At 52.3% G+C, this 24693-nt stretch carries 19 protein-coding genes and 1 rRNA gene; 11 read left to right on the top strand and 9 right to left on the bottom strand.

Annotation, left to right across the window (positions count from 1 at the left end; genetic code table 11):
* Positions 1 to 12 precede the first annotated feature (12 nt).
* Together purC and cofG are read right to left on the bottom strand one after the other, a co-directional pair.
* The gene (gene purC, locus WC593_06785; GenBank protein ID MFA4824850.1) at positions 13 to 732 is read right to left on the bottom strand and encodes a phosphoribosylaminoimidazolesuccinocarboxamide synthase; all 720 of its coding nucleotides are present in this window, start codon (positions 730 to 732) and stop codon (positions 13 to 15) included.
* A gap of 2 nt (positions 733 to 734) precedes the next feature.
* Positions 735 to 1718 (bottom strand): 7,8-didemethyl-8-hydroxy-5-deazariboflavin synthase CofG, encoded by a 984-nt coding sequence (gene cofG, locus WC593_06780; protein MFA4824849.1) that lies wholly within the window; start codon positions 1716 to 1718, stop codon positions 735 to 737.
* A gap of 159 nt (positions 1719 to 1877) precedes the next feature.
* Between cofG and WC593_06775 the strand changes: the two genes are divergently transcribed.
* Entirely contained in the window at positions 1878 to 2657 is a 780-nt protein-coding gene (locus tag WC593_06775) for a HAMP domain-containing sensor histidine kinase (protein MFA4824848.1), read from the top strand.
* Positions 2658 to 2673: 16 nt separating this feature from the next.
* Here WC593_06775 and WC593_06770 read toward each other — a convergent pair whose 3' ends face one another.
* Both WC593_06770 and WC593_06765 read right to left on the bottom strand, forming a co-directional pair.
* Positions 2674 to 3405, bottom strand: a complete 732-nt coding sequence (locus WC593_06770) for a 4Fe-4S binding protein (protein ID MFA4824847.1) — start codon at positions 3403 to 3405, stop codon at positions 2674 to 2676.
* A 203-nt stretch (positions 3406 to 3608) separates the two neighbouring features.
* Positions 3609 to 4106: a GyrI-like domain-containing protein gene (locus tag WC593_06765; protein MFA4824846.1), complete on the bottom strand. Its 498-nt coding sequence runs from the start codon at positions 4104 to 4106 to the stop codon at positions 3609 to 3611.
* Between the two features lie 103 nt (positions 4107 to 4209).
* Here WC593_06765 and cofC point away from each other — a divergent pair, with 103 nt between their 5' ends.
* On the top strand, positions 4210 to 4836 hold the full coding sequence (gene cofC, locus WC593_06760; protein MFA4824845.1) for a 2-phospho-L-lactate guanylyltransferase: 627 nt from the start codon (positions 4210 to 4212) through the stop codon (positions 4834 to 4836).
* Positions 4837 to 4868: 32 nt separating this feature from the next.
* On the top strand, positions 4869 to 5588 hold the full coding sequence (locus WC593_06755; protein ID MFA4824844.1) for a putative dsRNA-binding protein: 720 nt from the start codon (positions 4869 to 4871) through the stop codon (positions 5586 to 5588).
* A gap of 704 nt (positions 5589 to 6292) precedes the next feature.
* On the opposite strand, the gene cofE is transcribed toward WC593_06755, so the two are convergent.
* The 4 genes from cofE to glyA are packed head-to-tail and all read right to left on the bottom strand — an operon-like array spanning position 6293 to position 9969.
* Complete coding sequence (gene cofE / locus WC593_06750; protein MFA4824843.1) at positions 6293 to 7066, bottom strand: coenzyme F420-0:L-glutamate ligase; 774 nt, start codon at positions 7064 to 7066, stop codon at positions 6293 to 6295.
* On the bottom strand, positions 7063 to 7875 hold the full coding sequence (gene folP, locus WC593_06745; protein MFA4824842.1) for a dihydropteroate synthase: 813 nt from the start codon (positions 7873 to 7875) through the stop codon (positions 7063 to 7065). The genes cofE and folP overlap by 4 nt, the downstream gene beginning before the upstream one ends.
* On the bottom strand, positions 7860 to 8699 hold the full coding sequence (gene folD / locus WC593_06740) for a bifunctional methylenetetrahydrofolate dehydrogenase/methenyltetrahydrofolate cyclohydrolase FolD (protein MFA4824841.1): 840 nt from the start codon (positions 8697 to 8699) through the stop codon (positions 7860 to 7862). The genes folP and folD overlap by 16 nt, the downstream gene beginning before the upstream one ends.
* Before the next feature lie 31 nt (positions 8700 to 8730).
* Positions 8731 to 9969, bottom strand: a complete 1239-nt coding sequence (glyA, locus tag WC593_06735) for a serine hydroxymethyltransferase (GenBank protein ID MFA4824840.1) — start codon at positions 9967 to 9969, stop codon at positions 8731 to 8733.
* Between the two features lie 382 nt (positions 9970 to 10351).
* On the opposite strand from glyA, the gene WC593_06730 reads away from it, so the two are divergent.
* From WC593_06730 to WC593_06705, 6 genes are all read left to right on the top strand, one after another.
* A complete protein-coding gene (locus tag WC593_06730; GenBank protein ID MFA4824839.1) occupies positions 10352 to 10840 on the top strand; it encodes a hypothetical protein in 489 nt (162 codons plus the stop codon).
* A 12-nt stretch (positions 10841 to 10852) separates the two neighbouring features.
* Positions 10853 to 14302 (top strand): chromosome segregation protein SMC, encoded by a 3450-nt coding sequence (gene smc, locus WC593_06725; protein ID MFA4824838.1) that lies wholly within the window; start codon positions 10853 to 10855, stop codon positions 14300 to 14302.
* A complete protein-coding gene (locus WC593_06720; protein ID MFA4824837.1) occupies positions 14289 to 15236 on the top strand; it encodes a ScpA family protein in 948 nt (315 codons plus the stop codon). Before smc ends, WC593_06720 begins: the two co-directional genes overlap by 14 nt.
* 618 nt (positions 15237 to 15854) lie before the next feature.
* Positions 15855 to 16820: a transporter substrate-binding domain-containing protein gene (locus WC593_06715; GenBank protein ID MFA4824836.1), complete on the top strand. Its 966-nt coding sequence runs from the start codon at positions 15855 to 15857 to the stop codon at positions 16818 to 16820.
* Positions 16821 to 16832: 12 nt separating this feature from the next.
* Positions 16833 to 19466, top strand: a complete 2634-nt coding sequence (locus tag WC593_06710; GenBank protein ID MFA4824835.1) for a PAS domain S-box protein — start codon at positions 16833 to 16835, stop codon at positions 19464 to 19466.
* A 361-nt stretch (positions 19467 to 19827) separates the two neighbouring features.
* Positions 19828 to 20931 carry a PEGA domain-containing protein gene (locus WC593_06705; GenBank protein ID MFA4824834.1) on the top strand — a complete coding sequence of 368 codons (1104 nt, stop codon included), beginning with the start codon at positions 19828 to 19830 and terminating at the stop codon, positions 20929 to 20931.
* Positions 20932 to 21005: 74 nt separating this feature from the next.
* On the opposite strand, the gene WC593_06700 is transcribed toward WC593_06705, so the two are convergent.
* Entirely contained in the window at positions 21006 to 21509 is a 504-nt protein-coding gene (locus WC593_06700; protein MFA4824833.1) for a hypothetical protein, read from the bottom strand.
* An 857-nt stretch (positions 21510 to 22366) separates the two neighbouring features.
* On the opposite strand from WC593_06700, the gene WC593_06695 reads away from it, so the two are divergent.
* Both WC593_06695 and WC593_06690 read left to right on the top strand, forming a co-directional pair.
* Positions 22367 to 22891 (top strand): hypothetical protein, encoded by a 525-nt coding sequence (locus WC593_06695; GenBank protein ID MFA4824832.1) that lies wholly within the window; start codon positions 22367 to 22369, stop codon positions 22889 to 22891.
* A 1481-nt stretch (positions 22892 to 24372) separates the two neighbouring features.
* Positions 24373 to 24693: ribosomal RNA gene (locus tag WC593_06690) — 16S ribosomal RNA — on the top strand; the annotation flags it as partial.

Raw genomic sequence — 24693 nt, 5'->3', positions numbered from 1 at the left:
ATCTTCTTTTCTTCACCGCTTCTTTGGTGACGTGGTGATCCGCTGTGCTACCCGGTTGTAGGTTGCCATCACATCGCCTTTTTCGAAACGATACACGTCCTTGTCCAGTGACTCCCCGCTCTTCTTGTCCCAGAGCCGCATCGAGTCCATGCTGATCTCATCCCCGAGGAAGATTGTTTTTCCCTGCCTGCCGAACTCGATCTTAAAGTCGACAAGGGTGATACCCTGCGCTGCAAGGAGGGAAAAGAGCAGCCGGTTTATTTCCAGGGCAATCTTTTTGATCTTTTTAAGCTCTGCCGGGGTTGCGATTTTGAGGGCGATAATCAGATCGTCATTGAGCATGGGATCATGCCGTGCGTCATCCTTGAAATCGATCACGATAACCGGCGGATCGAGTTTTGTCCCTTCTTTGAACGGGTAATTCCGCACAATGGAACCTGCAGCAACGTTTCTGACAATCACTTCGAGCGGGATCATCCCAAGTTCGCGCACAACCATGTGGCGGGGATCGATCATGCTGACAAAATGGGTTTTTACGCCATTTCTCCCAAGGTATTCGAAGAGGAATGCCGAGACTTCTGCATTGTAACTCCCCTTGTTCTTGAGCACATCTTTCTTTCCGCCATCAAATGCGGTGATGTCGTCACGGAACTCGACGATGAGTTTTCCATCCACATCGGTACGATACACCGATTTTGCCTTGCCGGCGTACAGGAGTTTTTTCTGCTTCACGATCAACTGCCCCTTTGCTTAATTGTTTGTGCGAGCCGGTTTATTAGGGGTTGCAAACCCGGATGGAACCAGCCCCGTTCAATATACTGCGGGTAGATGCAGAGCCGTTCCTTGAGCTCGGCCTCTCCGGCAATGGTTTTGAGTTCCTCCATCGCCGGCCACGGGTGTTCGGGGTTGACATAATCGATGGTGAGCGGGGAGACGCCGCCGAGATCGTCCACACCGCATGATATGAGCAATGTGGCATCGATCAGGTTGGGGGGGATCTGGATCGCGATATCCGCTGGCAGGATGTCGCGTGCCATCCGGATCGTTGTACAGATCTCATCCGTTGTTGGTACCGGCTGACCTGCCATGGGAGTACCGGGTTTGGGGCAGAAGTTCTGGATGATGATCTCCTGGATATGCTGGTAGCGCCGGTGGATATCGCGGATCGCGTAAAGGGATTCCTCCCGGTCCTCCATCGTCTCGCCAATCCCGAGAAGCAGGCCGGTGGTGAACGGGATTTTGAGTTTACCGGCGTCTTCAATCATTGCGAGCCTGACCTCCGGCTCCTTGCCCTTTGATGTGGCATGAGCCGGGATCCGCGCAGTGGTCTCAAGCATGAGCCCCATACTGGCATTCACTGCACGCAGGCGCTCCATTTCCTCGAGCGTGAGTATGCCGGCATTCGTGTGTGGCAGGACCCCGTATTCAATGCTCTTTTTGCACATCGCCTCGCAGTAATCGAGAATCGTTCCATAGCCCAATGGTTTGAGATACTGCGTAAACCCGGGTTCCTCTTCAGGGTGCTCGCCGAAGGTGAAGAGTGCTTCTGTACACCCCATCGCAGCGCCATGCCGGAGGGTCTTTTCGACCTCCTCATTTCCCATGACGCACCCATTCTGGGCAGGTGTGCGGAAACCACAATACCCGCACCGGTTCCGGCATACGGTAGTCAGGGGTAAAAAAACATTTTTTGAGAAGGTGATGACCCGGTGCTGCATAGACAAAGTTCTCTTTATTAACTATTGAAAGGTGATGCCCCGGGTCGATTTCAGGGTTTGCCAGAAAGAACAGGAAGGGGAACCATAAAGTACTGCACGGTGCATAGTTGTCAATACCGGTTACCCGGTATATACATAATCAATATCGGGGGAGTGGGGATGTCAGGACAAGATAACAAAGCGGGTGGCGTCAAAAACCCGGCTGAAGGTGATAGCGGAAAAAGCCCCTCATCTGAACAGACAGATGCCGACCTGAAAAAAGCGCTGGAGTTTGCGCTAAAGAAACTCCAGATCGTCGGAAGCGTAACCCGGCATGATGTGCTTAACCAGCTGACAGCCGTTGTCGGGTACAACGAATTGCTCAGCATGATGGTGGAAGACCCGAAACAGCGGTCGTTTCTTGAAAAGGAGAAGCATGCGATCGATAAGATTCGCCGTCAGTTTAAGTTTGCCAAGGAATACCAGAATATTGGCGTTGAACCCGCCCGCTTGCAGTTGCTGAAGAATGTGATACACCGGGCAATTGAGGACGCCGATCTCAAGGGGATCCGGGTTACGGATCTCACCGGCGGCGCATCGGTCTATGCCGACCCTCTCTTTGAAAAAGTTTTTTCAAACCTGTTCGAAAACACCCTGCGTCACGGCGGTGCTGCTACGGAAATCCGCCTGTTCGTGAGCCGCAAAGATACTGAAGTTGTGCTGGTTGTGGAAGATAATGGAACAGGCATTCCTGTGGAAGAGAAGACCAAGGTATTCGAGCGCGGTTATGGAAAAGGAACCGGCTGGGGGTTATTCCTTGCCCGGGAGATCCTTGCATTCACCGGTATGACGATCACCGAGACCGGAGAGCCCGGAAAAGGGAGCCGGTTTGAGATTCGAATCCCGCAGGATAATTTCCGGTTGGAAGGTGGAGAACCGGAGATTCCGTTGCCTTACTAAAAACGGTTAATAAAAATTATTTTTTCCACAGCCACGCAAAGCGGATGACCTTTTTTGGGCAGGTATCCACACAGCTCCCGCAGAGAATGCATTCCGGGTTCTGCATCTGGTTACCCCTGACCATTTCCTCAACGGTAAGACTCATCGGACATGCGGTATCACATTTTTTACAGTGGATGCAGTCATCCGGTTGTGCTTCAAGATGAAGCGAGGGTATTTTGAGCAGGTTCTTGAGTTTTGTGATGATCATAAAGACAACTGACATCGGGCAGAAATAATTGCACATGCCCCTGCGCCCCAGTATCAGGGCAATGGCGAATACGACCAGAATGATAAGGTAAAAGACTATGTACGTGGCGAGCGACCATGGTGGCATACCGCTGCCCAGCTGGAAGAGCAGGTTGATGACCAGGTTTCCTGCCCCGATCGCCAGAAGGATGGCACCTCCTACCCAGAGAACTGCGAACAGGTATTTCAGGTTGCGCAGGTAAGGTACGGGTCGGAGACTGACTTTCACCGCCCGGTCAATAATCATCTGCTCTGCGCCGGTAGGACAGGCATAGCCGCAAAAACCTCTGCCGAAGATGAATGCGAGGATGAACATGGCAATCCAGAACAGGAGTGCTGCGGTGATCACGCCCTGTAACAGTCCGCTCATCATGACGATCGGTGACAGGTAGACAAAGGTCACCGACATGAGGAGAAATGAGAGGACCAGAATGGCTGAACGGATCTGTTGTCGTTTCATAGATACTATGTTTAAAACCGGTACGAGATATTGTATACGTTCATACCCGTTGGTAATCCCGGATGCATCGTTATCGCCGTAGTCGTAATCACCGCGAGATGAGCCGGCCCCCTATTACCCTGCGACAGGCAGATCTCCTTTTAATTAAGGAATAAGTCTGCGAGGGAATCATTGTCAAAAATGGGAAATAAAACGGGAGGATTTTATTGCAATTTTTTCAGTTCTTCTTCGTTTATCGCCACGTAGACATCGATCTCCTTATTCTCCGGGCGGGTGAAACGGGCATCGTACCACTCAAAATCGCAGGTATACGTACGGGGAAGATTTGTTCCCCAGACTGACATCCAGATGGCAAGGAGCGCATCCGGCATGGGCCCGGCTGCTTTGAAGACTGCGTAGGTCTGGGCGGGGATATAGGTGACAGCAAGTCCCTCGGGAATTGTGTCGGCTTTTGTGACTTCACTGCCGATCAGGTAGGAATATTCTCCTGTCCAGTCACTGTCGTATTCCGAATATACGGCAAACATTGCCGGAGTCCTGGCACGGTTGGTGATCTTTGCAGCCGTGTTTTTTGTGAGAAATTCCTGCCAGCAGGCCGGAATATCCTCAACACTCCGGCCATCCGCGTTAGAAGTCCGGCGTTTGATGCCCATGATGATCTTTGCGGGCATCTTCTTTACCGTAAATCCAGGTACATCCATGCCGGAATTATCAGCATACGGGAAGTTAAACCTGCGGAATTCTCACCTTGTAAAGATCCATATCAGTATCTTTTTTTCCCTGCCCCGCGTACATCGGTACGCAATGTGCCCGCACGCCCTTATCCCGTATAAACCTGTAAACCCGAAGACACGCTTATCCTGTATCCTCGACCAGGCAGAACGGGAGGCATTTGCCCGTGCTATGCTGCAGGATGTCATCACTACTACCATAGATGCCCTCTGCACACCGGTGATCGTCAGCACCGAACTCTATGACAGCGAGGATGTCCAGATCACGATAAAAGATGCCGATCTCAGCAGTTCCCTCAACCAGATCCTGCCGGACTGCACCGGCCCTATTCTCATCCTCATGGCGGATCTTCCTCTCGCCGATCGCGCATCCATCCAGCGGGTCACCAGTACAACGAGTGATATGGCGATAGTGCCCGGGCGGGGCGGGGGCACAAATGTGATCTATATCAAGGACACCAAGCGGTTCCATGTCGATTACTACGGCATGAGTTTTTTAAAGCACATGAAGATCGCCCAGGATGCCGGTCTCTCCTGCGAAGTGATCGACTCGTTCCGCCTCCACACCGATATCGATGAGAAAGAGGATCTGGCTGAGCTGCTGATCCATGGCACTGGCAAGAGCAGGGCATATCTGGAGGAACTCGGCATCTCGTTGGTGGTCGAGAAGGGCAGGGTCGGGGTTGAGCGGAAGCGATAGTTTTATCCAACCGCTCGGCAGAAACCCATGATATGAACAGGCAGGCCGGGTTATCGCTCATAGAACTATTGGGCAATCCTGATCCCGACGTCAACCGGATTATCAATACTTTTGTCACCCGGTTCAATGCTGCCTATGGTATCCCGGGCACCGACCGGTGGGATATCACAAAAGAGGACTGGCAGCGGTATGAGTTTCTCGGTGACCGTGTCCTGAGTCTTATCATTGCACAGTCCCTGTTTACCCAGCGCGATGCGATGCTGAACGAAGGAGAGATGACAAAGATCTTAAGCGGCGTAGTATCGAACCGGGCCCTGGATGCCCTGACGCATCAGCATGAGAAACAGGCCTTTACGCGTCTTATTCCAAAATCCATCGGTGAGCAAAATACCTATGGTGAAAAAATCACCGGTGGGGCGTTTGAAGCGTTTATCGGTGCCCTGTACTGTGAAGTCGGACTGGATGATGTAGCCTATTTTGTCAATGCGATCATGGAAGATGCGCTCAACAGTTACAACCCGGGCCAGAACGCAAAAGGTATCCTGCAGGAATATTTCCAGAAGATCGACAAGTCCGAAGTCCCTGAATACAGGGAGACGATGCGAACGGGTCCAGGTCACAAACCGGTATTTACCTGCCAGGTTTTTTTCAAGAATGCACTTCTGGGCGAGGGAACCGGAGACAGCAAACAACTGGCAGAACAGGCAGCTGCCCGGCGGGCCCTCGAAACGCTCGGGTTGATTCGCCGGTAAACTGGGGAAACAAAAAGCTCCTCGCTGTTTTGGATGAGTAATCCAAGTTTTAAGCAGATTACAAAGATGGGAGCTGATGCCCCCATACCCCCAAAAACGATGAACGCCGCTGCCCCCGGAGGGACGCCCCCGCGGCGGTTTGGATGACTAAAAAAATGTGCATTGTAGAAAACCTTTTTTTCACGTAATAAATTGCCCCCCTCTTGCGCCACCAGTCCCCCGCTGGGGGACGGGCGCAGCGCGATAGCCCGAGTAAGGTTACTGGTAATGCGTTGTCATCGCAATGGCAGGTGCCCCCGTGGCGGGGGCGAAGCCCCCGACAGCGTCAGAGAGTTTTCTAAATGATTCTCCCTGAAAAATCCACGGTTATTCATCATGTTTGCCTGAGTTCGTAACTCATGTGCGTTTCTACAGAGCAAAAAAATGCATTAAACTTCCCCTAACCGATCCTGATTCGGGACATTCTCATTCATTCACGATCTTCAGATTCCGGTATATACCTGACAGAAGCATCTCTGTTTTGTCAGATTAAAAATTGTGGGAAAATGGGGGGTCAAGGGGATGCTCCCCTTGGGCTGCTTCCCCCTCTGGGGGAGTGAGGGGGTCACACTCATAATCTCCAAAGAGCACGAACGAAATGATGGATAAAAACATTTTTTTTTTAAAAAAAAAACTGAGCTAAAATTCCGTAAAAAGCCCAACGTTCACTCAGATGAACGGTTCCTCAGTACCCCCATGAACAGGCACTCATCTGCGGCGATCGAATCAATACCAACCTGATCCCCGATGGGAAGCCCGATGCCCCGGACGATCGCTGCCGGTGTACACTCATCTGCCTCGCCCATCACCAGTTCGGCAGCAGATGCGATATTGTCCGCCACCGCCCGTTTCGTCACTTCGAGTTTGCGCCCGAAGAGATCGCTCCTGCCCCGGTCATCGATAACGGCGGTAATTCCTGCACAGCCAATTGCAACGCCACTGCACCCGAGGCGCATTGCGTGCGTCCGGCTGTCGGCGATGATGACTCCCACCTTCACGCCATATCTCTGTTCAATTACCGTTTTGATGGCAAGGGCACTCCCGTCAGGATTTTTGGGAAGGGGCGTTACGCATCCCGGGGGTGCGTTGGATGCATCGACACCGGCATTGGGTAAGAGGGTACCGGCTTTCATGCACAGCAAAAAGCCGGGTATCCCGCCAACAACCGAATCGCTTTCCCTCAGCACGACTTCAGCGGTGCGGGAGTCCATCTGGTATTTTTTCCCCAGTTCCTCTGCCCGGGGGGTTGGGGTGATGGTGGCGAGATCGATGATATTTCCCTCAGCGGATGCAACCGCTGTCTCGGCAAACACAAGGATGTCGCCCTCATGAATGCCTCCGCATTGCCTGTCTGCTGCATCAGCAGCACGAGCCGCAATGGAGTCCCCGCTGCGGATGATCCCGGTGGAAAGCCCGAACACCTTAAAAGAGGTGTTCACGGTTTCTTCACCATCCGCTCAAAGACCGAGATAAGGTCCCGGGTCTGGGGCACATCGTGGGTCCGCACGATGGATGCCCCTTTCTGGAGCAGCACCATCGTCACTGCCAGGCTGCCGGCCAGCCGGCCTTCGGGCTCCCTGTTCACGAGGTTTCCGATAAAGCTCTTGCGCGAGATTGCGGCAAGGATCGGGCGGCCGAACTCTAAGAAGTGCTCATAATTCTGGCAGAGTTCCCAGTCATTGTCAAGGGATCGCAACGGGCTCCAGTACCCGACACCCGGATCGAGTATATAGTTATCAATCCCCGCAGACTCACACCGCCGGGCAACGGTTTTGAGCGTTGTCATCGTTGCATCCAGCCCGACCGCATCTCCCGGGTTGTAATTGGCTGCCATCAGGATAGCCGGCAGCCCGGCATCCGCCACCCGTTTGGCATAGGCCGGTGAGGATAACCCGGAGATATCGTTTGCCGCATGGATGCCATGTTTCAGGCAGACATCGAGCACCCACGGGTTCATGGTGTCTACCGAGATGGTGAACCCGGTCCCGTCAAGCTCTTTGAGTGCAGCATCGATACGGGAAGCCTCCTCGCTCCCGCTGATCGCCTGAGCATTGGGAGCGGTGCTGCGGGCACCGAGATCGATGAGATCTGCGCCCTGTTCGATCATCTCCACCGCCTTTTTGTGCACTTCGTTGGTGGGGATGTAGGAGTCGTGATAAAACGACTCGTAACTACAGTTGATAACCCCCATCAGCCTGACAGGGGCATCACCGCCGATCGTGAGCTTGTTGATTACGCACTGGTGCATGCCTTCACCTTTGCCGCCCGGTAGGTGTTTTCCATCAGGGTTGCAATCGTCATCGGGCCAACGCCGCCCGGAACCGGGGTGATAGCGGAAGCAATCTCACTGACTTTTGCATATTCCACATCACCGACCAGTTTGCCATCCAGCTGGTTGATCCCCACATCGATGACAACTGCTCCCGGCTTTACCATTGCCGGCTGGATAAAGTGGGCCTTGCCGATGGCGGAAATCAGAATATCAGCCCGCTTCATCTCTTCAGCAAGATCTTTTGTTTTGCTGTGGCAGATCGTCACTGTTGCATCGGCATTGAGCAGTAATGCCGCCATGGGGCGCCCCACATCGATACTGCGCCCGACTACGACTGCACGGGCACCCGCGAGCGGGATCTTGTATTCTGCAAGCAGGGTCATAATCCCGGTCGGGGTGCACGATGTGAACCGGGGCTTGCCGGAGAAAAGGAGCCCCATGTTCTCGGGGTGGTACCCGTCCACATCTTTCTGCGGGCTGATCGCTTCGATCACGCGCTCTGCATCCACCTGTTTCGGGAGGGGGAGCTGGACGAGGATCCCGTCGATATCGGTATCCCTGTTCAGCTGGTGGACCGATTCCAGTACCTTTTCCGTGGTGGCATCGGCAGGAAGTTCGATACCTACCGATCCGATGCCCACCTGCTCGCAGGCGCGGTGTTTCATCCTCACATACATCTGCGATGCAGGGTCATTGCCGACAATCACGGTGGCAAGGCGGGGATAGAGTCCTGAATCCTCGATCTCTTCTTTGAGGAGTTCGAGCCGCATTGCCGAGCACTTTTTTCCATCAAGGATTATGACCATAGGGATTCCTGAAAAATTGGGTGAATTATTCCGGATAGATCGGGAATTTGCTGGACATGGCATGGACCTTTGCGTGGATGTCCTTGATCGCGGCTTCGTTGTGAACGTCCTTGACAATGGTTGCAATCCAGTTCCCGATATTGCGCATCTCCGCCTCTTTCATGCCGCGTGAGGTGACGGCGGGAGTGCCAACCCGGAGGCCGCTGGTAATGAACGGGCTCTTGGTCTCGTTGGGGATCGTGTTCTTGTTCACCGTTATGCCGGCTTTTCCGAGCGCGACTTCCGCTTCAAGACCCGTGATGCCCTGTGCGGTCAGGTCGAGGAGCATCAGGTGGTTGTCGGTACCCCCCGAAACGAGCCGGAGACCGTTGTTCATCAGGGTCTCGGCCAGCACCTTTGCGTTCTTCACTATCTGCTGGCTGTATACCTTGAACGAAGGCTTGAGGGCTTCTTCGAAACAGACTGCTTTTGCCGTAATGGTGTGCATGAGGGGGCCGCCCTGCATGCCGGGGAAGATCGCCTTGTCGATGGCCTGTGCATACTCGCTGTTGCACATGATCGCGCCGCCCCGGGGTCCCCTCAGGGTCTTGTGGGTGGTGGTGGTGGTGAAGTTCACGACGCCGACCGAGTTCGGGTGGACGCCGGTTGCGCAGAGCCCGGCGATGTGGGCGATATCGGCCATACAGTAGGCGCCGACACCATCAGCAATCTCCTGGAATGCCTTGAAATCGATGGTGCGGGGGTACGCGGATGCACCACAGACCAGCATCTTGGGCTTCTCCTTCTTTGCCAGTTCCTCGACTGCGCCGTAATCGATCATCTCGGTCATCGGGTCAACGCCATACTGGGCTACCTTGTAAAACTTGCCGGTAAAGCTGACCGGAGAACCGTGGGACAGGTGACCTCCCTGCTGGAGCTTCATGCTCATCAGGGTGTCTCCGAGGCTCATATACGCAAAATAAACCGCCATGTTTGCCTGGGTGCCGGAGTGGGGCTGCACGTTTGCGTGCTCAGCGCCGAACAGCTGCTTCAACCGGTCGCGGGCTAGATTCTCGGCCATATCGTGATACTCGCAGCCGCCGTAGTACCGTTTCCCGGGATACCCCTCGGCATACTTGTTGGTCATGATAGACCCCATAGCTTCGAGTACCGCATGGGAGACGAGATTTTCAGACGCAATGAGCTCGAGGCCATTGGTCTGGCGAAGTCGTTCTTTTTCGATAATATCTGCTATTTCTGGATCAGTTTTAGACAGATAAGACATATGGACTAGGGTTCGCTCGGATCAGGTAATACCTTTTCTTAGCGTGTAAAAACTGAAGAGAACCGGGAATGATACCATGAACCTCAGCAAAAATCCTTTTCGCGTCACTGTTTTTTAAAACGCAGCAGAAATTATGCCTCTTTTTATTCATGCCCGGCCGGATCCGGCATTACCGGTTAAGATGGCAGGAATTGTGGTTATGTAAAATTCTGGTGCAATTTATCACAATAAAGCACAAAGCTTTTTTCCTAATCAGGCGATCATTACTATTATTAATAAGGTATGCGCCGCACCTGTACACAAGAGTACCTCTGTTGGGTGCAACGGTATGCAAAGATCTAGCATCGTGAGCAATGGGGAAAAACAGGAGTAACTGATTACAATGTTGGAAAATTCAGGAATCGGGGCTGCGACTGAGGACCGGATTGCGGCACTAGAAAAGAAGATGAGAGAGATGGAAGCACTGGTCAAGGGTCTCACCCAGGAGCTTCTGGATCTCAAGTCTGTCTCCATGAAGATGTCCAAACAGACCGAGGAACGCAGCCGGCAGGAACTCAAACGTGCCCCGACTGTTGTCCAGGGTTCGCAGCCATATCCCGCCGCAGAAGCCGGAAGTCCCTCATCGGGCGGGAGCACGGTCGTCATGCGCAAAGGTGCACGGCAACCTGATGTACCGGCAGCACCCGCAGAACCTGCGATGGACATGATCATGCAGCAGGATGGGACGATGAAACTTGAGCCCCGGCGTGGAGACAAGGATTACATTGTTGCCCGTGCCGGTTATGGCCAGAAAAAAGGTGCAGCGGGAAAGCCCAAGCAGGCTGACCTGATCTATGCTGCTGAAGAATCAAAGGATCCTGCAAAGAAGTAAGGAGCCGGATCTTTGCATATCACAGAACTCGAGATAGATAATTTCAAGTCTTTTTCCAAAAAGACAAAAATCCCTTTTTTAGAAGGGTTCACGGTGATATCGGGTCCTAATGGGTCTGGTAAAAGCAATATCATCGATTCTGTTCTTTTTGTACTGGCACTTTCGAGTTCCCGCAATCTCCGTGCAGAGAAGCTCACGGACTTAATCAACCTGAATTCCGGGCGCAATATCGCCGAAGTCGCCCTCCAGTTCTCAGACGGGACGAAGATCCGGCGGAGGATCAAGCGGACCGGCAACGGGTATTACAGCTATAATTACCTCAATGACCGGCTCTGCAAACAGAGCGATATTGTCGATCATCTTGCAAAGCACGGGATCAAACCCCATGGCTACAATGTGGTGATGCAGGGAGATGTGACCCGCATCATGGAGATGAGCGATTTCGAGCGGCGCAAGATCATCGATGAGATCGCCGGGGTTTCTGAGTTCGATACCAAGAAACAGCAGGCGCTCTCGGAGCTCGATATCGTGCGGGAGCGGATCGAACGTGAGGAACTGCTCCTCATCGAGCTGAGCAAACGGGCCCATGAACTCAAACGTGAGCGCGAGCACGCTCTTGAGTACCAGAAATGGCAGAAAGATCTCTCGTATTTCCAGAACTGCCGGTCCGTCGCCCAGCTCCATGACCGGGAAAAAGAACTCAATTCACTCCTGCGTTCAACCGAAGAGCATAAGATCCACCTGTCACGGATCGCCTCTGACCGGAGTATTGAGGAGAATGAACTCGCCTACTTAAAGGCGGATTTAAAGGATATTGACGATCTGATCAACAAGAAGAGCGGTTCGGATTATCTCAAACTGATCGCAGAATTAGAAGAAGCCAAGGGCGGGATCAAGCTCGCCGAGCAGACGATTGTCCGCCTCAGGAAGGAAAAGGAAACCAATCTTGAGGCGATCAACCGTGTGTACATGGATACGAAACGGGCAGAAGCCCGGGTAACCGAATGCACTGACCAGATCCGTTCCCTCACCATCGACCGCACGAATGTTGCCATGGAAGTGGCAACGTTTAAGGCCCAGCTCGAAAAGGTGGAGACCGAGTTAAAGGCACACTCCGAAGATACGGAAGGCTCGCGGGAGAAACTGTTCGCGCTTCTCAAAGAGAGCGAGGAGAAGAAGGCGCAGCGTTCCGGCATCCTGCACCAGCAGGACATGCTGATCGAGAAGAGCCGGATGCGCACCACCGAACTGGAACGCCTCACCCTGCTCTTAAAACAGCTCGATGAAGAGTATACCGCAAAACAGTCCCAGCTCACGGACAGCGAGAAGAGTGTCGGGGACCTTGCAGCAGAGAAGAAGGAGCTGGACCGCAATCTCTCGGAACTCGAAGGAGCGATGTTTGCCCAGCGCTCCACCCTTGAACGGCTGAAAACCGAGATACGATCTGCGGAACAGGACGTGTACCGTCTTGAGGCTGCCCAGCAGGCCCGCGGGGAATCAGGAGGTAAGGCGATCGAGGCGATCATGGCAATGGAAGGGGTGCACGGCACCATTGCCGACCTCGGCAAAGCCCCGCCCGAATACTCGATGGCGCTCAATATTGCCGCAGGCAACAAGCTCCAGTTCGTAGTCTGCGACGACGATCAGATCGCGGCCGATGCGATCCGGTACCTCAAGGAGGAGCGGCTCGGGCGTGCTACGTTCCTCCCCCTCAATAAATTAAAACCCCCTCAGCTTCCCCCGGTCAAGGAACCGGGCGTTATTGATTATGCGGTAAACCTGATCGATTACGACCCGAAATTTGACCGGGCGTTTGCCGTTGCACTGGGAGGCACCGTCGTGGTCGATACCCTTGACCGGGCACGCAAACTGATCGGCAAATACCGCATGGTCACGCTCGAAGGCGAAATACTCGAAAAGAGCGGGGCAATGACGGGTGGGTCGGCAAAGAAGCAGGCCATACGGGGTTTTGGCGCTGCGGTCGATGACGAGATCATGCGGATCCGATCGCACCTCGGTGAATTACAGGGTGAGGCCGCGACGCTGGAAGCAGGGGTAAAGCGTCTCGTCGAAGAAGTGGATGCCCGGCGTGCAACCCGGAACGAGATCGACCAGAAAGTTGCCCGTTTCGGGATGTTCACTGAGGAGTTCTCGCGCCGGTTTGAGGCCATCACGGTCGAGAAACAGACGATTGAAGCGGCGGTTGCCCGGCAGACAGAGGAGACCCGGAACGGCGGTGCAGAGCTTGGCGCGCTCGAAGGCGAGCTGGACAAGACGACTGAGGCTATCAATGCGATCAATGTCCGGATCGAGGAGATCAAGAAGCGCCTCGATGATACCAACATCCCGGCTCTCACCGAGCAGATGGAGAGGAAGCGCAAGGAGATCGAGGAAGCGGAACGCCGGCTCCGGAACAAGGATGCCGATATCAATGATGCCCAGCGCGAGCGCCAGCATTTCAATGCCCGTCTTGTCGAACTCGGGGAAGACCGCGCCCGGCAGGATGAGCGCAACCGCCAGATCGATACCGATATCGCAGGATCAAACGAGCAGATAGGTATCCACAAGTCCCAGATTGCTGCCCTTGAAGAGCGGCAGAAGGAGTTCTCCGGAGTACTTGACGAGCTCCGCGCCAAGCGGGGTGAAGCCTCGCAGCATATCCAGGACTCGGAACTCAAACTTATGAAGTTTGATGCCGACAAGGAGCGGATCAGCATCCAGCTGGGAGCAATCGACGAGCGTGCCAAAACCTTAGGCATTGAAGTCGGGATGCTCCGGCAACAGGTCGGAGAGATGGACACCACCCTTTCCCTGACGGAGATCGAAGGAAAAATTGCAGAAGCGGATGGTGCCCTGCGGAAGATCGGTGCCGTGAACATGCTCGCGATCGAAGAGTACGACAAGGTAGAGCGGCAGGTGGGCGAGCGGACGGAGCGCAAGGAGACCCTGTCGAGCGAGCGGACGAGCCTTATCGAGCGGATCGAGCAGTTCGAGCAGATGAAATACGAAGCATTCACGGCTGCATTCAAGGCTATTGACACCAACTTCCGGGAGATCTTTGCCCGCCTCACCAGCGGGAGCGGGAACCTTGTGCTGGAAAACGAAGAGGACCCGTTTGCCGGGGGAATGACGTTTGCCGTCAAGCCCCGGGACAAGAAAGTGCACCTGCTCTCCTCCCTCTCCGGCGGGGAAAAGTCGCTTACTACCTTAGCGTTCATCTTCTCTATCCAGCGGTACATCCCCGCCCCGTTCTATGCTTTCGATGAAGTGGATATGTCGCTCGACGGCTCGAACGTGGAGCGTATCTCATCGATGGTCACGGAACTTGCACCCAACTCGCAGTTCGTCATCGTATCGCTGCGCAAGCCGATGATCGATGCAGCGCAACGCATCATGGGTGTCACGCTGCGTTCCGACAAGAGCACGCTGGTCACCGGGGTCAAGGCACATGGCGGAGCCTGATGGTTCCGGCCTCACGCCGGATCCGGAACAAGCCCCTTCAACCCCATCGCAGGTTCCTCCTGCAGGTGTCGTGAAAGATATTCCTTTGGACGAGGGGAAAAAACCGGACCCCGGTTTGGCAAACGGGCTTGCCGAAACCTCAGGAGAAGCCCCGCTGTCAATTGAACCGGAGAATGGCGGGGCGCTCGAAGATCCGATCGAGATCCTGGTCGGGCTTGCCGAGCGGGGGGAGATCGATCCGTGGAATATCAATATCATCGAAGTGACCGACCGCTTCCTTTCCGAGCTGGAGCGGCGGCGTGAGCTTAACCTCAAGCTTTCGGGGCGCACCCTTTTTTATGCCGCTACGCTCCTGCGCATGAAGTCGGAGCAGCTTTTGATCCTTGCATCACCGGAAGAAGAAGCGGGTGAGGACGATGGCGACTCGGGCGAAGATTATGATCTGTTTCCCGAGGGGGAGATCGAATATACCGGCCGGCTGGGGATTATCGAGCGGCTCGAACACGAGATCCAGCGCCGGCTGGATCGCAAGCATATGCGGCAGAGCCCGATCACCCTCTTCGAGTTGATCACCGAGCTCAAGAACATCGAGAAGGAAGAGAGGCGGCGCCGGCGGATGGCTGCGGATCCCACCGAGGCGTTCCTGATCGATGCGGATGATGTGGTCAGTATTGCCCACGATGAAGGCTACCAGGCATCCTCATCGACCGTACTGGAGGAGTGCCTTTCCCTCCTTGAGATTGACGGCGAGATGACGCTTGTCGAGCTCTGCGGGAAACTGGGGTGGGGCATGCCGGAAGTGTATATTCCGCTCTTGTTCCTGGCGCATGAGGGGCGGTGTTCCCTCCGGCAGGAAGAGTTTTTCGGGGATATCTGGGTGCAGCTCTGCCGGGTCGAGGGGGAAGAACCCATTTCCGGGTCCGGCGCTGAATAACAAGAGGATGCTCTTTTAATCATCCTGTACTATGGATGGGTTTGATCCGGGGATGCTCTTCTGTGAGTAATTACCCGGTAGTGACTTAAGGATACAACCGGTAAGGGAAATATTTCCCCAGTGAGGGCAATTGCTCAACAAAATTCATTCAGATTTTTTTTAAAAGGTGTTATGAAGGTATAGCATGGGACAACATCCAGGATTCTGCCGCATGACCGGGATCAGTTGAAGAAACAAAAAATCTTCTGGCACTTAAGGCTAAAATAAAAGATTCAGTATAAAATAATATAAAGACATGGGGAAGATATGATAATAATGTCGTCTGATGAGCTCCGGCCCGAACTCATAACACCAGATGAAAAACCTGAGACAAACGAGATGATGATATGAAACTGCCTTTTGCATCAGACCTGGCAATAGATGATTTTTTTGACAAGTTTATCAACAGCTTTTGCGGGTTGCTCAGAGTGAAACGTCTCAATAGACAACTGAATCCGGCGATGTTTAGAGATGACGGAATATATGTATCTCGTAACTTTGACCAAAACGATGCATCGGGCCGCATTATTTTCCGCGGGAACAGGATTATCTGTCTACCAGTGACTTATGAGGTGTACCATGTCTAACCGGTGGTATTACATCGCCGGAATCATCCTGCTTCTGGGTATAGGCAGCATTGTACTGATGACGTTGATCATCCCCCCGCAACCGGATCCTTCTCCTGCTTCGCAGACTGATAAGCTCGCCGAGATCCTGGCACGGGGCAGGATTGTTATCGCTACCGATTCGGCATATCCCCCTAATTCAGACCTTGTCCCCGGTGCCAGCCGCACTGCGGGTACCAAATGCGCTCCAACCGAGTACACTGCCAACCAGGTGACCGGCTATAATGTGGCGGTGGCAGAAGAGATTGCCCGGCAGCTTGGTGTCGAGCCCTGCTTTGTCATGCCTACGAGGACACAGATCATAAGCGGTAGCTGGGCCGAGGGTTGGGACATACATGTCGGATCTCTGACTATCACATCTGACCGTATGAAGGCGCTGTACTTTACCCAGCCGTACTATGCCGGCCCGGTGGTCATGTTTGTGCACAAGAACAATTCTGCCTTTTCAGAGATCAGCGATCTTTCGGGAAAACGGGTGGGTGTATGCGCAGGCTGCATTCTCGAACGGTACCTGCAGGGCACGCTTGAACTGCCCGGACAGACGATTGACTTTGCGGTCAAAAATGCTAGTATTGTGGCATATGATAATGAGGCTAATGCCCTATCAGATCTAGCCGCAGGAGATGGCGTCAAACTGGATGCGGTACTGACAAACCTGCCCATGGGTCAGGACGCGATTAAAAATGGCATCCCCATCAGACCGCTCAATAAGCCAGCCTTTTATGGGTATGTGGCCGCAGCGGTAGACAAAAAGAGCAGCAGGGACCCGGCATCTTTTGTTAATACCGTGACCGGGATCATACGGCAGCAGCATAGCGACGGCACCCTGCAAAAACTCTCGCAGCAGTACTATGGACAGGATCGCTCAACAGAGGCGGGCAAATTCAATATCAGCGCTCTGGGACAGTTTCCCCCATAGCGAGTGTGGAAGATGCCACTCACATTCCTGAAAAAGAGCCTGACAACACGACTTGTCTGCTCGTTCCTTTTGTTGTCCCTGGTCATCGTCAGCCTGGTGGGTTTTTTTGCTTACGTTCAGGCCACGGGAGCCCTGAAACAGTCTGTTTTCGACCGGCTTGAGGCAGTCTCCACGTTGAAGGAAGACGGGTTTGACCACTGGGTGGACGACCAGCTCCAGAATGCGGTCATGATCGCATGGATGCCGGCAGTGCGGGAGCAGACCGGAACGCTGCTCTCTACCTCAGGGTCAGATCCGAAGCATAAAATAGCCTATACGAGCCTTTCGGAATACCTGAATCTTGTGGTGACCCGGAACTCGTACTCAGAAGAGTTGTTAATACTCGACATGAATGGTACCGTAGTCGTGTCGACTGACAAAACCATTGAAGGGCAGTCGCTTGCCAGTGCCCCGTTCTTTTCCGAAGGTCAGTCAAAGACATTTGTGCAGAATGTATATGTCTCATCCCTTACCGGCAGGCCGATCATCACTATCGTTACACCGATATTTGATCCCCAGGGGCGGCGTATCGGGGTGCTCGCATCCCATCTTTCGTTGGCAAGGATTGACCGAATCATCCTGGAACGCACCGGCCTTGGTACGAGCGGTGAAACATACCTGGTAGACCGATCCCATACGATTATCTCAGAAACCTCTCTCCCGAAACAGGGGCTCTCTGCGGGTAAGGTTTATTCTGAAGGTATTGACACTGCATTACTGGGTGGGCAGGGGACCGGGCTTTACCGGAATTATGCGGGAATTCCGGTAATCGGGGTTTACCGCTGGAATAATGAACAGGAAGTGGCCCTGATCGCCGAGATGAGCCAGGAAGAGGCGTTTGCACCGGCCCGTCAGCTGGCCTGGACAATCTTTGCACTGGGAATGATCCTGTCAGTACTGCTGGCTGTCGGGATGTACCTGCTGGCACGCCAGATTACCCGGCCGATTCTTGCGATCACTGACACTGCCTGTAAAGTGACCAATGGTGACCTGAGCCTGAGCGCACCGGTCCTGACCGAAGATGAGGTCGGTGTGCTGGCTCGCGCCTTTAACGAGATGACCACGAAGTTGCGGCAGACGCTGGAAGGCCTGGAACAGAACGTGGCCGAACTCAAACGGACAGAGACTGCTCTGCGGGAGAGCGAACACAAGTACCGGACGCTTGTTGAGAACATCCCGCAGAAGATATTCCTCAAAGACCGGAATTCCACTTTTATTTCCTGCAACAAGAATTTTGCAGCAGACTTAAAGATAGATCAGGAAATGATTGCAGGGAAGACCGATTATGATTTCTTTCCCAAAGAACTTGCAGAAAAATATCGTGCTGATGATAAGCGGCTGATGTCAACCGGTCAGACCGAGGAGATCGTCGAGCAATACCTGCAGGACGGGGTTGTACGTTGGGTCAATACTATCAAAACGCCGGTAAAGGATTCAGAGGCGAATGTCGTAGGTATTTTCGGCATATTCTGGGATATCACCGAACATATGCAGGCGGAGGAAGCCCTGAAACAGTCAGAAATAAAATACAGGGCGATCTTTGAGAACAGCGGAAACCCGTTACTCATCAGCGAAGAGGATACCATCATCACCATGATCAACCGGGAGTTTGAAAAATTTTCAGGGGGTCGTAAGGATAAGATCGAAGGAAAAAAACGCTGGGTAGATTTTATCGCAAATCCGGATGATCTTGCGAAGATGATAGAATATCACCGGTTGCGGAGGATCAATACGGACCTTGCACCTGCTTCCTATGAATCCCATGTTGTGAATAAGACTGGCGAAGTAAAAGATATCATTGTCATGACGTCCGTGATCCCCGGGACGCGACAGAGCCTTATTGCCTTTATCGATATCACCGAGCGCAAAAAATCTGAAAAGGAACTCCATAAACTCTACAATGAACTGGAGATCCGTGTCGAAGAACGCACGGCTGAACTCCGGCAGGTGCAGGAGGCGTATTACCAGGCAAATAAAAAGCTCAACCTGATGAGTTCGATAACGAGGCACGACATTCTCAACCAGCTCACCGCGCTCCAGGGGTGTGTCCAGATAATGTCTGAGGCATTGACCGATCAGAAATATAAGAAGTTGATCGAACTTGCCGAACGGGCAAGCACTACGATCTTCAACCAGATCTCCTTAACGAAAGAATACCAGGAGATCGGTATCAAAAGCCCGAAGTGGCAGAATGTGGGTGATCTCATCACCCATACATCCCAATCCCTCGCGTTTGCCCGTATAGTCAAAGACCCGTTGATCGACAAACTCGAAGTCTTTGTCGATCCGCTCTTCGAGCGGGTTGTCTATACGCTTATTGAGAACACCCAGAGACACGGGATGCATGCAACAGAAGTCCGCTTCTCTTGTAAGAATACCGACAGCAGACTGGTAATATTCTATGAGGACAATGGTATCGGGATACGTAATGAGGACAAAGAACATCTGTTTGAACGAGGGTTCGGAAAGCATACCGGCTTTGGACTCTTCCTCTCCCATGAGATCCTTGCAATCACTGGCATTACGATCCGGGAGACCGGAGAACCCGGTCAGGGTGTGCGGTTCGAGATAACCGTGCCGGAAGGGGCGTACCGGTTTTGCGGGTAGCACGAAATAAGGGTGTGACCCCGGAAACAACCGGTAATGGAAATACTTCCCATAAGGGGCCTTTTTTGCAATGGGGGCAATTGCTCAACAAAATTTATCTTTTTTTTATAAAAGGGTGTTATGAAGTTATATCAGGCGACACTCCCTGTTACCTGGCCAGGTAATCGTGCATACTCCGGGACCAGGACCGTTAGCGGGCCATCACCGGACCGCATGTCATTATCCCCGCGCTTGTCGAAATGACCGGGGGATCCCCGACCCCCTGAATTTCGGGTACCGGCCCCGGAACGAAAAACAATCGGGTGCTGTGCATCGAACCCGACCCGTTTTTATATTAGCCGCGGCGAGACTCTTCTTTATCATGTCCATTCATTACCGAACCCTCGTAGTCGCCTGTGTGATACTTGCCTGTCTTGTTTTGGGCATTGCCCCGGCTGCGGCGGACACTACGCAGTACCGTGTCTACTCTGAACCGTCAGGTGCCTCCTTCTGTGTCGATTACCATTGCGGCTACTCTACCCCCGATGATTTTGGGGTATCGCCCAATACCTGGCACACCATTACCGTATCCATGCCCGGGTACCAGACCTGGAGCACGTACGAGGGTGTCGGGGATATAGGAACGGAAGTAATCAATGCAATCCTGGTACCAAACCCGGTCTCGTACGGGTGGCTTGACCTCAATCCCTTCGAGGCGGACATTTACATCGATGGCGTCTACTATGGAAACGGTGAGCAGACCATTCCTCTTGCCCCGGGAAGCCACACGCTTCTTCTCAAGAAGCCCGGCTATTATGATTCCACGACCCGGTTCTCCATCACTGCCGGCGAGACCTTCCCCACCGCGATCGGGATGGAGCCGTATACGCAGTCGCCCATCTACGGGGATCTCCAGATCCAGTCCGTCCCCCCGGGAGCCGCGGTGTATGTGAACAATAATTACCAGGGTATAACCTATCCGGGCGATCCTGTCTATGTCACCCAGCTTGCACCGGGCACCTACACGGTCAGTCTTTCTATGCAGGATTACCAGACATTCACCCAGACTGCCGTTGTCCAGGCAGGGAAAACAAAGCAGATTACCGCGTCTATGGTACCGGTAACCCCCGGTGCGGCTCCCGATACCACGGGTCAGCTCATCGTTGGTTCTGTCCCCTCCGGAGCCGGCATCTACCTTGACAACAAGTACAGCGGTGTTACCCCCATGGTGCTGGCGAACATTCCTGCGGGAAGCCACACGCTCGTGCTCCGCCAGGGTGGGTTTGCGGAATGGACCTCGGCAGTAACTGTTAACGGGGGAAGCTATACGGAGATATCCGGGACGCTCGTTCCAGGTTCTACGCCGGCCAAACCAGCCTCCGTGAATCCGGTGCCCCAGCCGACAAAGTCCGGGCTTCCGGCAGTCATTCCCCTTGCCGGTCTTGGAATTTGCGGTTTCCTCGTTCTCCTGGGTAAGAAGGAGTAACGGGATCTTTTTTTTTGGAGATTTCCCCTTGTAATGCGGGATTCTTATTGCGGTTACGGTATTTCTTCCCGGAATTATTCCAGTGCCGGAACGCTATCCGCCCAATCTTCAACCCGCTTCCGGATCGCATCATCACTATAGGAAGACACGGTCACCCGGTCCCGGGCGATACTCAGGAAGTATAACTCGCCGTTCGGATCATGGCATTTCAGGATCACGGAGAAGTGGTCGGCATCGGGAAGGTGCCGGGCCTTTCCGCGATGGGCAGCGATATTCGCCATATTGGAGATCACCGCGGCGATACCTAACTGGTATCCTTCGACCGAGTCGTACGTTTCGTGCCCGGCCCCGATCCGTTTCTGCATCGCATCTTCATATACGAATTTCGCGGTGTACATCTCACGAACCTTCTGGACCGGTCGATAATGCTTTTTCACCGTATGGTACGATGTGCACCCAAGGGGATTTTTCAGGATGGATGACTGGACAACAGCGTTGAACGCCATTATATCCGGAAACGGGTTTTTTAAACGGTGGACTGCACTCTTTGTTCCGGCTCTCTGGTTGAAATGTGCCATAATTTTCCTCGTCTGGTATCAGCCGCGCTATCAGTTACGGCTGTTGCTCTCCTAAATTCCCGTGATACGAATAACAGAACACAGGGTTGGAGAGAAGGAATGATCCTGATCAAGGAGAATGAGAGAGACCGATAAATCCTTGGTGGTCGGCTGAACGGGGAAATGGGGGGGTCTGGCGGTGTACATTGATAACTGCAACTTGCTGTTCCGTGCTTGTTGATTCTGTCTGATATTTCAGGATATGCTGTCGTTAAAATGTGGGGATGTCCGGTTATTTTGATACCGTACTGCAACTGTCATGGGGTTGCTCTGATTCAAAAAAGTGGTCCGACCCCCTCAAGGCCCTTACTATTTTATCCGCTTTTTGCATAATAAATGGTAAGTTTTTATGACGATAAATTTGCATTGTAACATTAATACTGGTAGCTTTTTGGATGAGGGGGGTCGGGCAGTGTACTTTGATAACCACGACCCGCTGTTCAGGGATTTTTGTTCCGTTCTGGCATTTTCTGATTTTGCATAGTTAAAATTTGGGTGGGCCTAGTCATTTTGATACTGTGCTGACGTTGTCATCGGGGTTGCTCTGATTCAAAAAAGTGGTCCGACCCTCATGACCTCCCAGTCCCAATCCGCTTTTTTCATGGAAATTTAGGGGATTATTCAACAAAAATTTGCGGAGTGAGGTTGATCCAGCTGGCCTAATGGTTGAGTGGGGGGCCGGGCTAGGTTTTTGGGAACATCAGCGGGAAGTGTAGTGCGGTGATTTGGGGATATCTAAAATTCGGGCGAGGAACTAAAAATCGAGGTTGTTTAATTAATATAATTCTAGTCTCTAATATTTTTACAAGGTATTCGCCATGAAAACTCAACCTGTGTGGATTTCGATAATCTGCATTTTTTGTATCCTTACATGTGGCTGTATTGATTCATCCCGATATTCCCCGGATATCACAACAACGATTACTCCAAATATTGAAGTAGCTCATTCGCAGCAGAGTATATCTTTGGAACTTAATTCGACAGTTCATAACTCTCAAGTCAATCCTGATGAAAAATGGATCATGATTGATAAAATTGGAGATCACCCTCGCGGAGAAATATTCGATATAACGGGATCGACAAATTTAGCGGAAGGGGATGAGTTACTTATCGAAGTTTATTTGGCGTCATATGTGAAAGGGGGTCCATTAGCTTATGACGATAGTAGAATCAGTGGAATATCCAGGACGATAAAAGTTGAGAAAGGACTTTCAGGTAATGTCAACCGATGGCATATTAATGCGAATACATCGTTATCAAAGTGGCGTGCAGAAAAACACATTGTGAATGTAAATGCAATATACTCAAATGCATCAGCCCACACGAGTTTTGTTTTGACTTGAACTCTCTATGTGCATTGAGGATTCGCTTTTCGATCGTTCATATGTCATAGGGTTTCTTTTTATTGGGGTGGATGGGTGGTCGGATTGTGGTCAAAGCGGTCAGATACGATCCATTGGTTTCTCCTTCGAAAGCAGGGGCGGTTAGATCTTGTGGTTGGACTAAGTGTCTTGAGGGTTGACCGGATCGGAAGTGACCGTATCCTATTTTTTTTGGTGAGTCAGTAAACTTACCGTAAGAAAAGGTGAATTCAGGGATTTTTGCCTAACGAAGCAGCCGTGGGATAACTTTGAGGAAAATAGATCTGCGATATCATAAGTCTAAGACCACTGTATATGGTTGGGCATACAAAACCAAGTAACATACAATATAAGTCGGGAGCCTTAGTTGGTGCAAGTTTGTAATGCAGCAAAACTCATCAGACATTGCCTCAATTGTGGATGACTTCCTTTACTAGTGCCGCAGCCCCCCCGCTTTTCACATTACGGCCCGGAAAAAATGCGCGATTGCGCGGAACATGGCACGTACTATAGTAGTGCAAAACCAGCCAGGAAGTTCACTTTCCGGTGTGTTCTTCCAATGCGCGATTGCGGCAAGGGTTTGGACGATTTTTTTGCAAATTGCACTATCCACGACGATAAACCGCACGTATCCAAAAATGCGCTCCGTAATTCTTCTTAAGAAAAAAAGTGAGCCCGGAAGGGTTCCGGCCAGTACGCGCAGTACAGGAAAAAAGGGGTAAAAATCCGGAAAACGAGGCATAAATCAGGTTTCCAACCAGTTTTGTCTTTATGTCCCAAAAAAATAGTTTTCTGAAAATAAAATACGGGGAAGAAACCGGGCACGGGGGGTGGAAAATGTTTAAATGGTTGGCTGTGTTATATGTAGATCCACAAAATCTGATGACAAACCGACGAAACCCCCCTTCGGGAACGGGTGTCGGTTCCGAGGGAAAAACAACGCAGGCAACAAGGTTTAAATATCCTTGAATCCTATGTTGTAAGCCCGTGGACGCGTGAAAAAACACGACGATGTCCACTGTTCAGATACCGTTTGATGAGGAACCAGGCACGCCGGTCACCGGCGCTGGTTCTGATGGGAAAACAATGCAGGTAACAAGGTATAAATATCCTTGAAGCCTACATTGTAAGCCCGTGAACGCGTGAAAAACACGACGATATTCACTGAACAAAAAAGGTTCGATGAGGAACCAAGCACTCCGGTTTAACCGGCCTTGGTTCTGATGGGAAAACAATGCAGGTAACAAGGTATAAATATCCTTGAAGCCTACATTGTAAGCCCGTGAATGCGTGAAAAATCACGACAATAAATTCACCATAAATTTTCTTTGATGGAGATCCAACGATACCTGGCTTGACCAGAGTTGGTTCTGACGTTGGTACTGGCAATGCGGAAATTTGTTTAATAACCGCTAATTCCTTAAAACAAGTTCAGATACGTGTGCGTACAATGTACAATTAAAATTCTGGTTGATCCTGCCAGAGGCCACTGCTATCGGAGTTCGATTAAGCCATGCGAGTCGAGAGGTGTAAGACCTCGGCATACTGCTCAGTAACACGTGGACAATCTAACCTAAGGTGGGGGATAACCCCGGGAAACTGGGGATAATACCCCATAGGCTATGAATGCTGGAATGCTTTGTAGTCGAAAGGTCAGCCGCCTTAGGATGGGTCTGCGGCCGATTAGGTTGTTGTTGGGGTAACGGCCCAACAAGCCTGTAATCGGTACGGGTTGTGGGAGCAAGAGCCCGGAGATGGATTCTGAGACACGAATCCAGGCCCTA

The sequence above is a fragment of the Methanoregula sp. genome, from assembly GCA_041645435.1.
Lineage (GTDB): Archaea > Halobacteriota > Methanomicrobia > Methanomicrobiales > Methanospirillaceae > Methanoregula.
The sequence above is the reverse complement of the archived record's forward strand: the minus strand, read 5'-3'. Positions and strand labels throughout refer to the sequence as shown.

Excerpts from the sequence above, each read along its gene's own strand:
- cofG (MFA4824849.1), bottom strand. The coding sequence starts at position 1,718 with ATGCAGCACCGGGTCATCACCTTCTCAAAAAATGTTTTTTTACCCCTG.
- WC593_06775 (MFA4824848.1), top strand. The coding sequence starts at position 1,878 with ATGTCAGGACAAGATAACAAAGCGGGTGGCGTCAAAAACCCGGCTGAA.
- WC593_06770 (MFA4824847.1), bottom strand. The coding sequence starts at position 3,405 with ATGAAACGACAACAGATCCGTTCAGCCATTCTGGTCCTCTCATTTCTC.
- WC593_06765 (MFA4824846.1), bottom strand. The coding sequence starts at position 4,106 with ATGGATGTACCTGGATTTACGGTAAAGAAGATGCCCGCAAAGATCATC.
- cofC (MFA4824845.1), top strand. The coding sequence starts at position 4,210 with ATGTGCCCGCACGCCCTTATCCCGTATAAACCTGTAAACCCGAAGACA.
- WC593_06755 (MFA4824844.1), top strand. The coding sequence starts at position 4,869 with ATGAACAGGCAGGCCGGGTTATCGCTCATAGAACTATTGGGCAATCCT.
- folP (MFA4824842.1), bottom strand. The coding sequence starts at position 7,875 with ATGCACCAGTGCGTAATCAACAAGCTCACGATCGGCGGTGATGCCCCT.
- glyA (MFA4824840.1), bottom strand. The coding sequence starts at position 9,969 with ATGTCTTATCTGTCTAAAACTGATCCAGAAATAGCAGATATTATCGAA.
- WC593_06730 (MFA4824839.1), top strand. The coding sequence starts at position 10,352 with ATGTTGGAAAATTCAGGAATCGGGGCTGCGACTGAGGACCGGATTGCG.
- WC593_06720 (MFA4824837.1), top strand. The coding sequence starts at position 14,289 with ATGGCGGAGCCTGATGGTTCCGGCCTCACGCCGGATCCGGAACAAGCC.
- WC593_06715 (MFA4824836.1), top strand. The coding sequence starts at position 15,855 with ATGTCTAACCGGTGGTATTACATCGCCGGAATCATCCTGCTTCTGGGT.
- WC593_06710 (MFA4824835.1), top strand. The coding sequence starts at position 16,833 with ATGCCACTCACATTCCTGAAAAAGAGCCTGACAACACGACTTGTCTGC.
- WC593_06705 (MFA4824834.1), top strand. The coding sequence starts at position 19,828 with ATGTCCATTCATTACCGAACCCTCGTAGTCGCCTGTGTGATACTTGCC.
- WC593_06700 (MFA4824833.1), bottom strand. The coding sequence starts at position 21,509 with ATGGCACATTTCAACCAGAGAGCCGGAACAAAGAGTGCAGTCCACCGT.
- WC593_06695 (MFA4824832.1), top strand. The coding sequence starts at position 22,367 with ATGAAAACTCAACCTGTGTGGATTTCGATAATCTGCATTTTTTGTATC.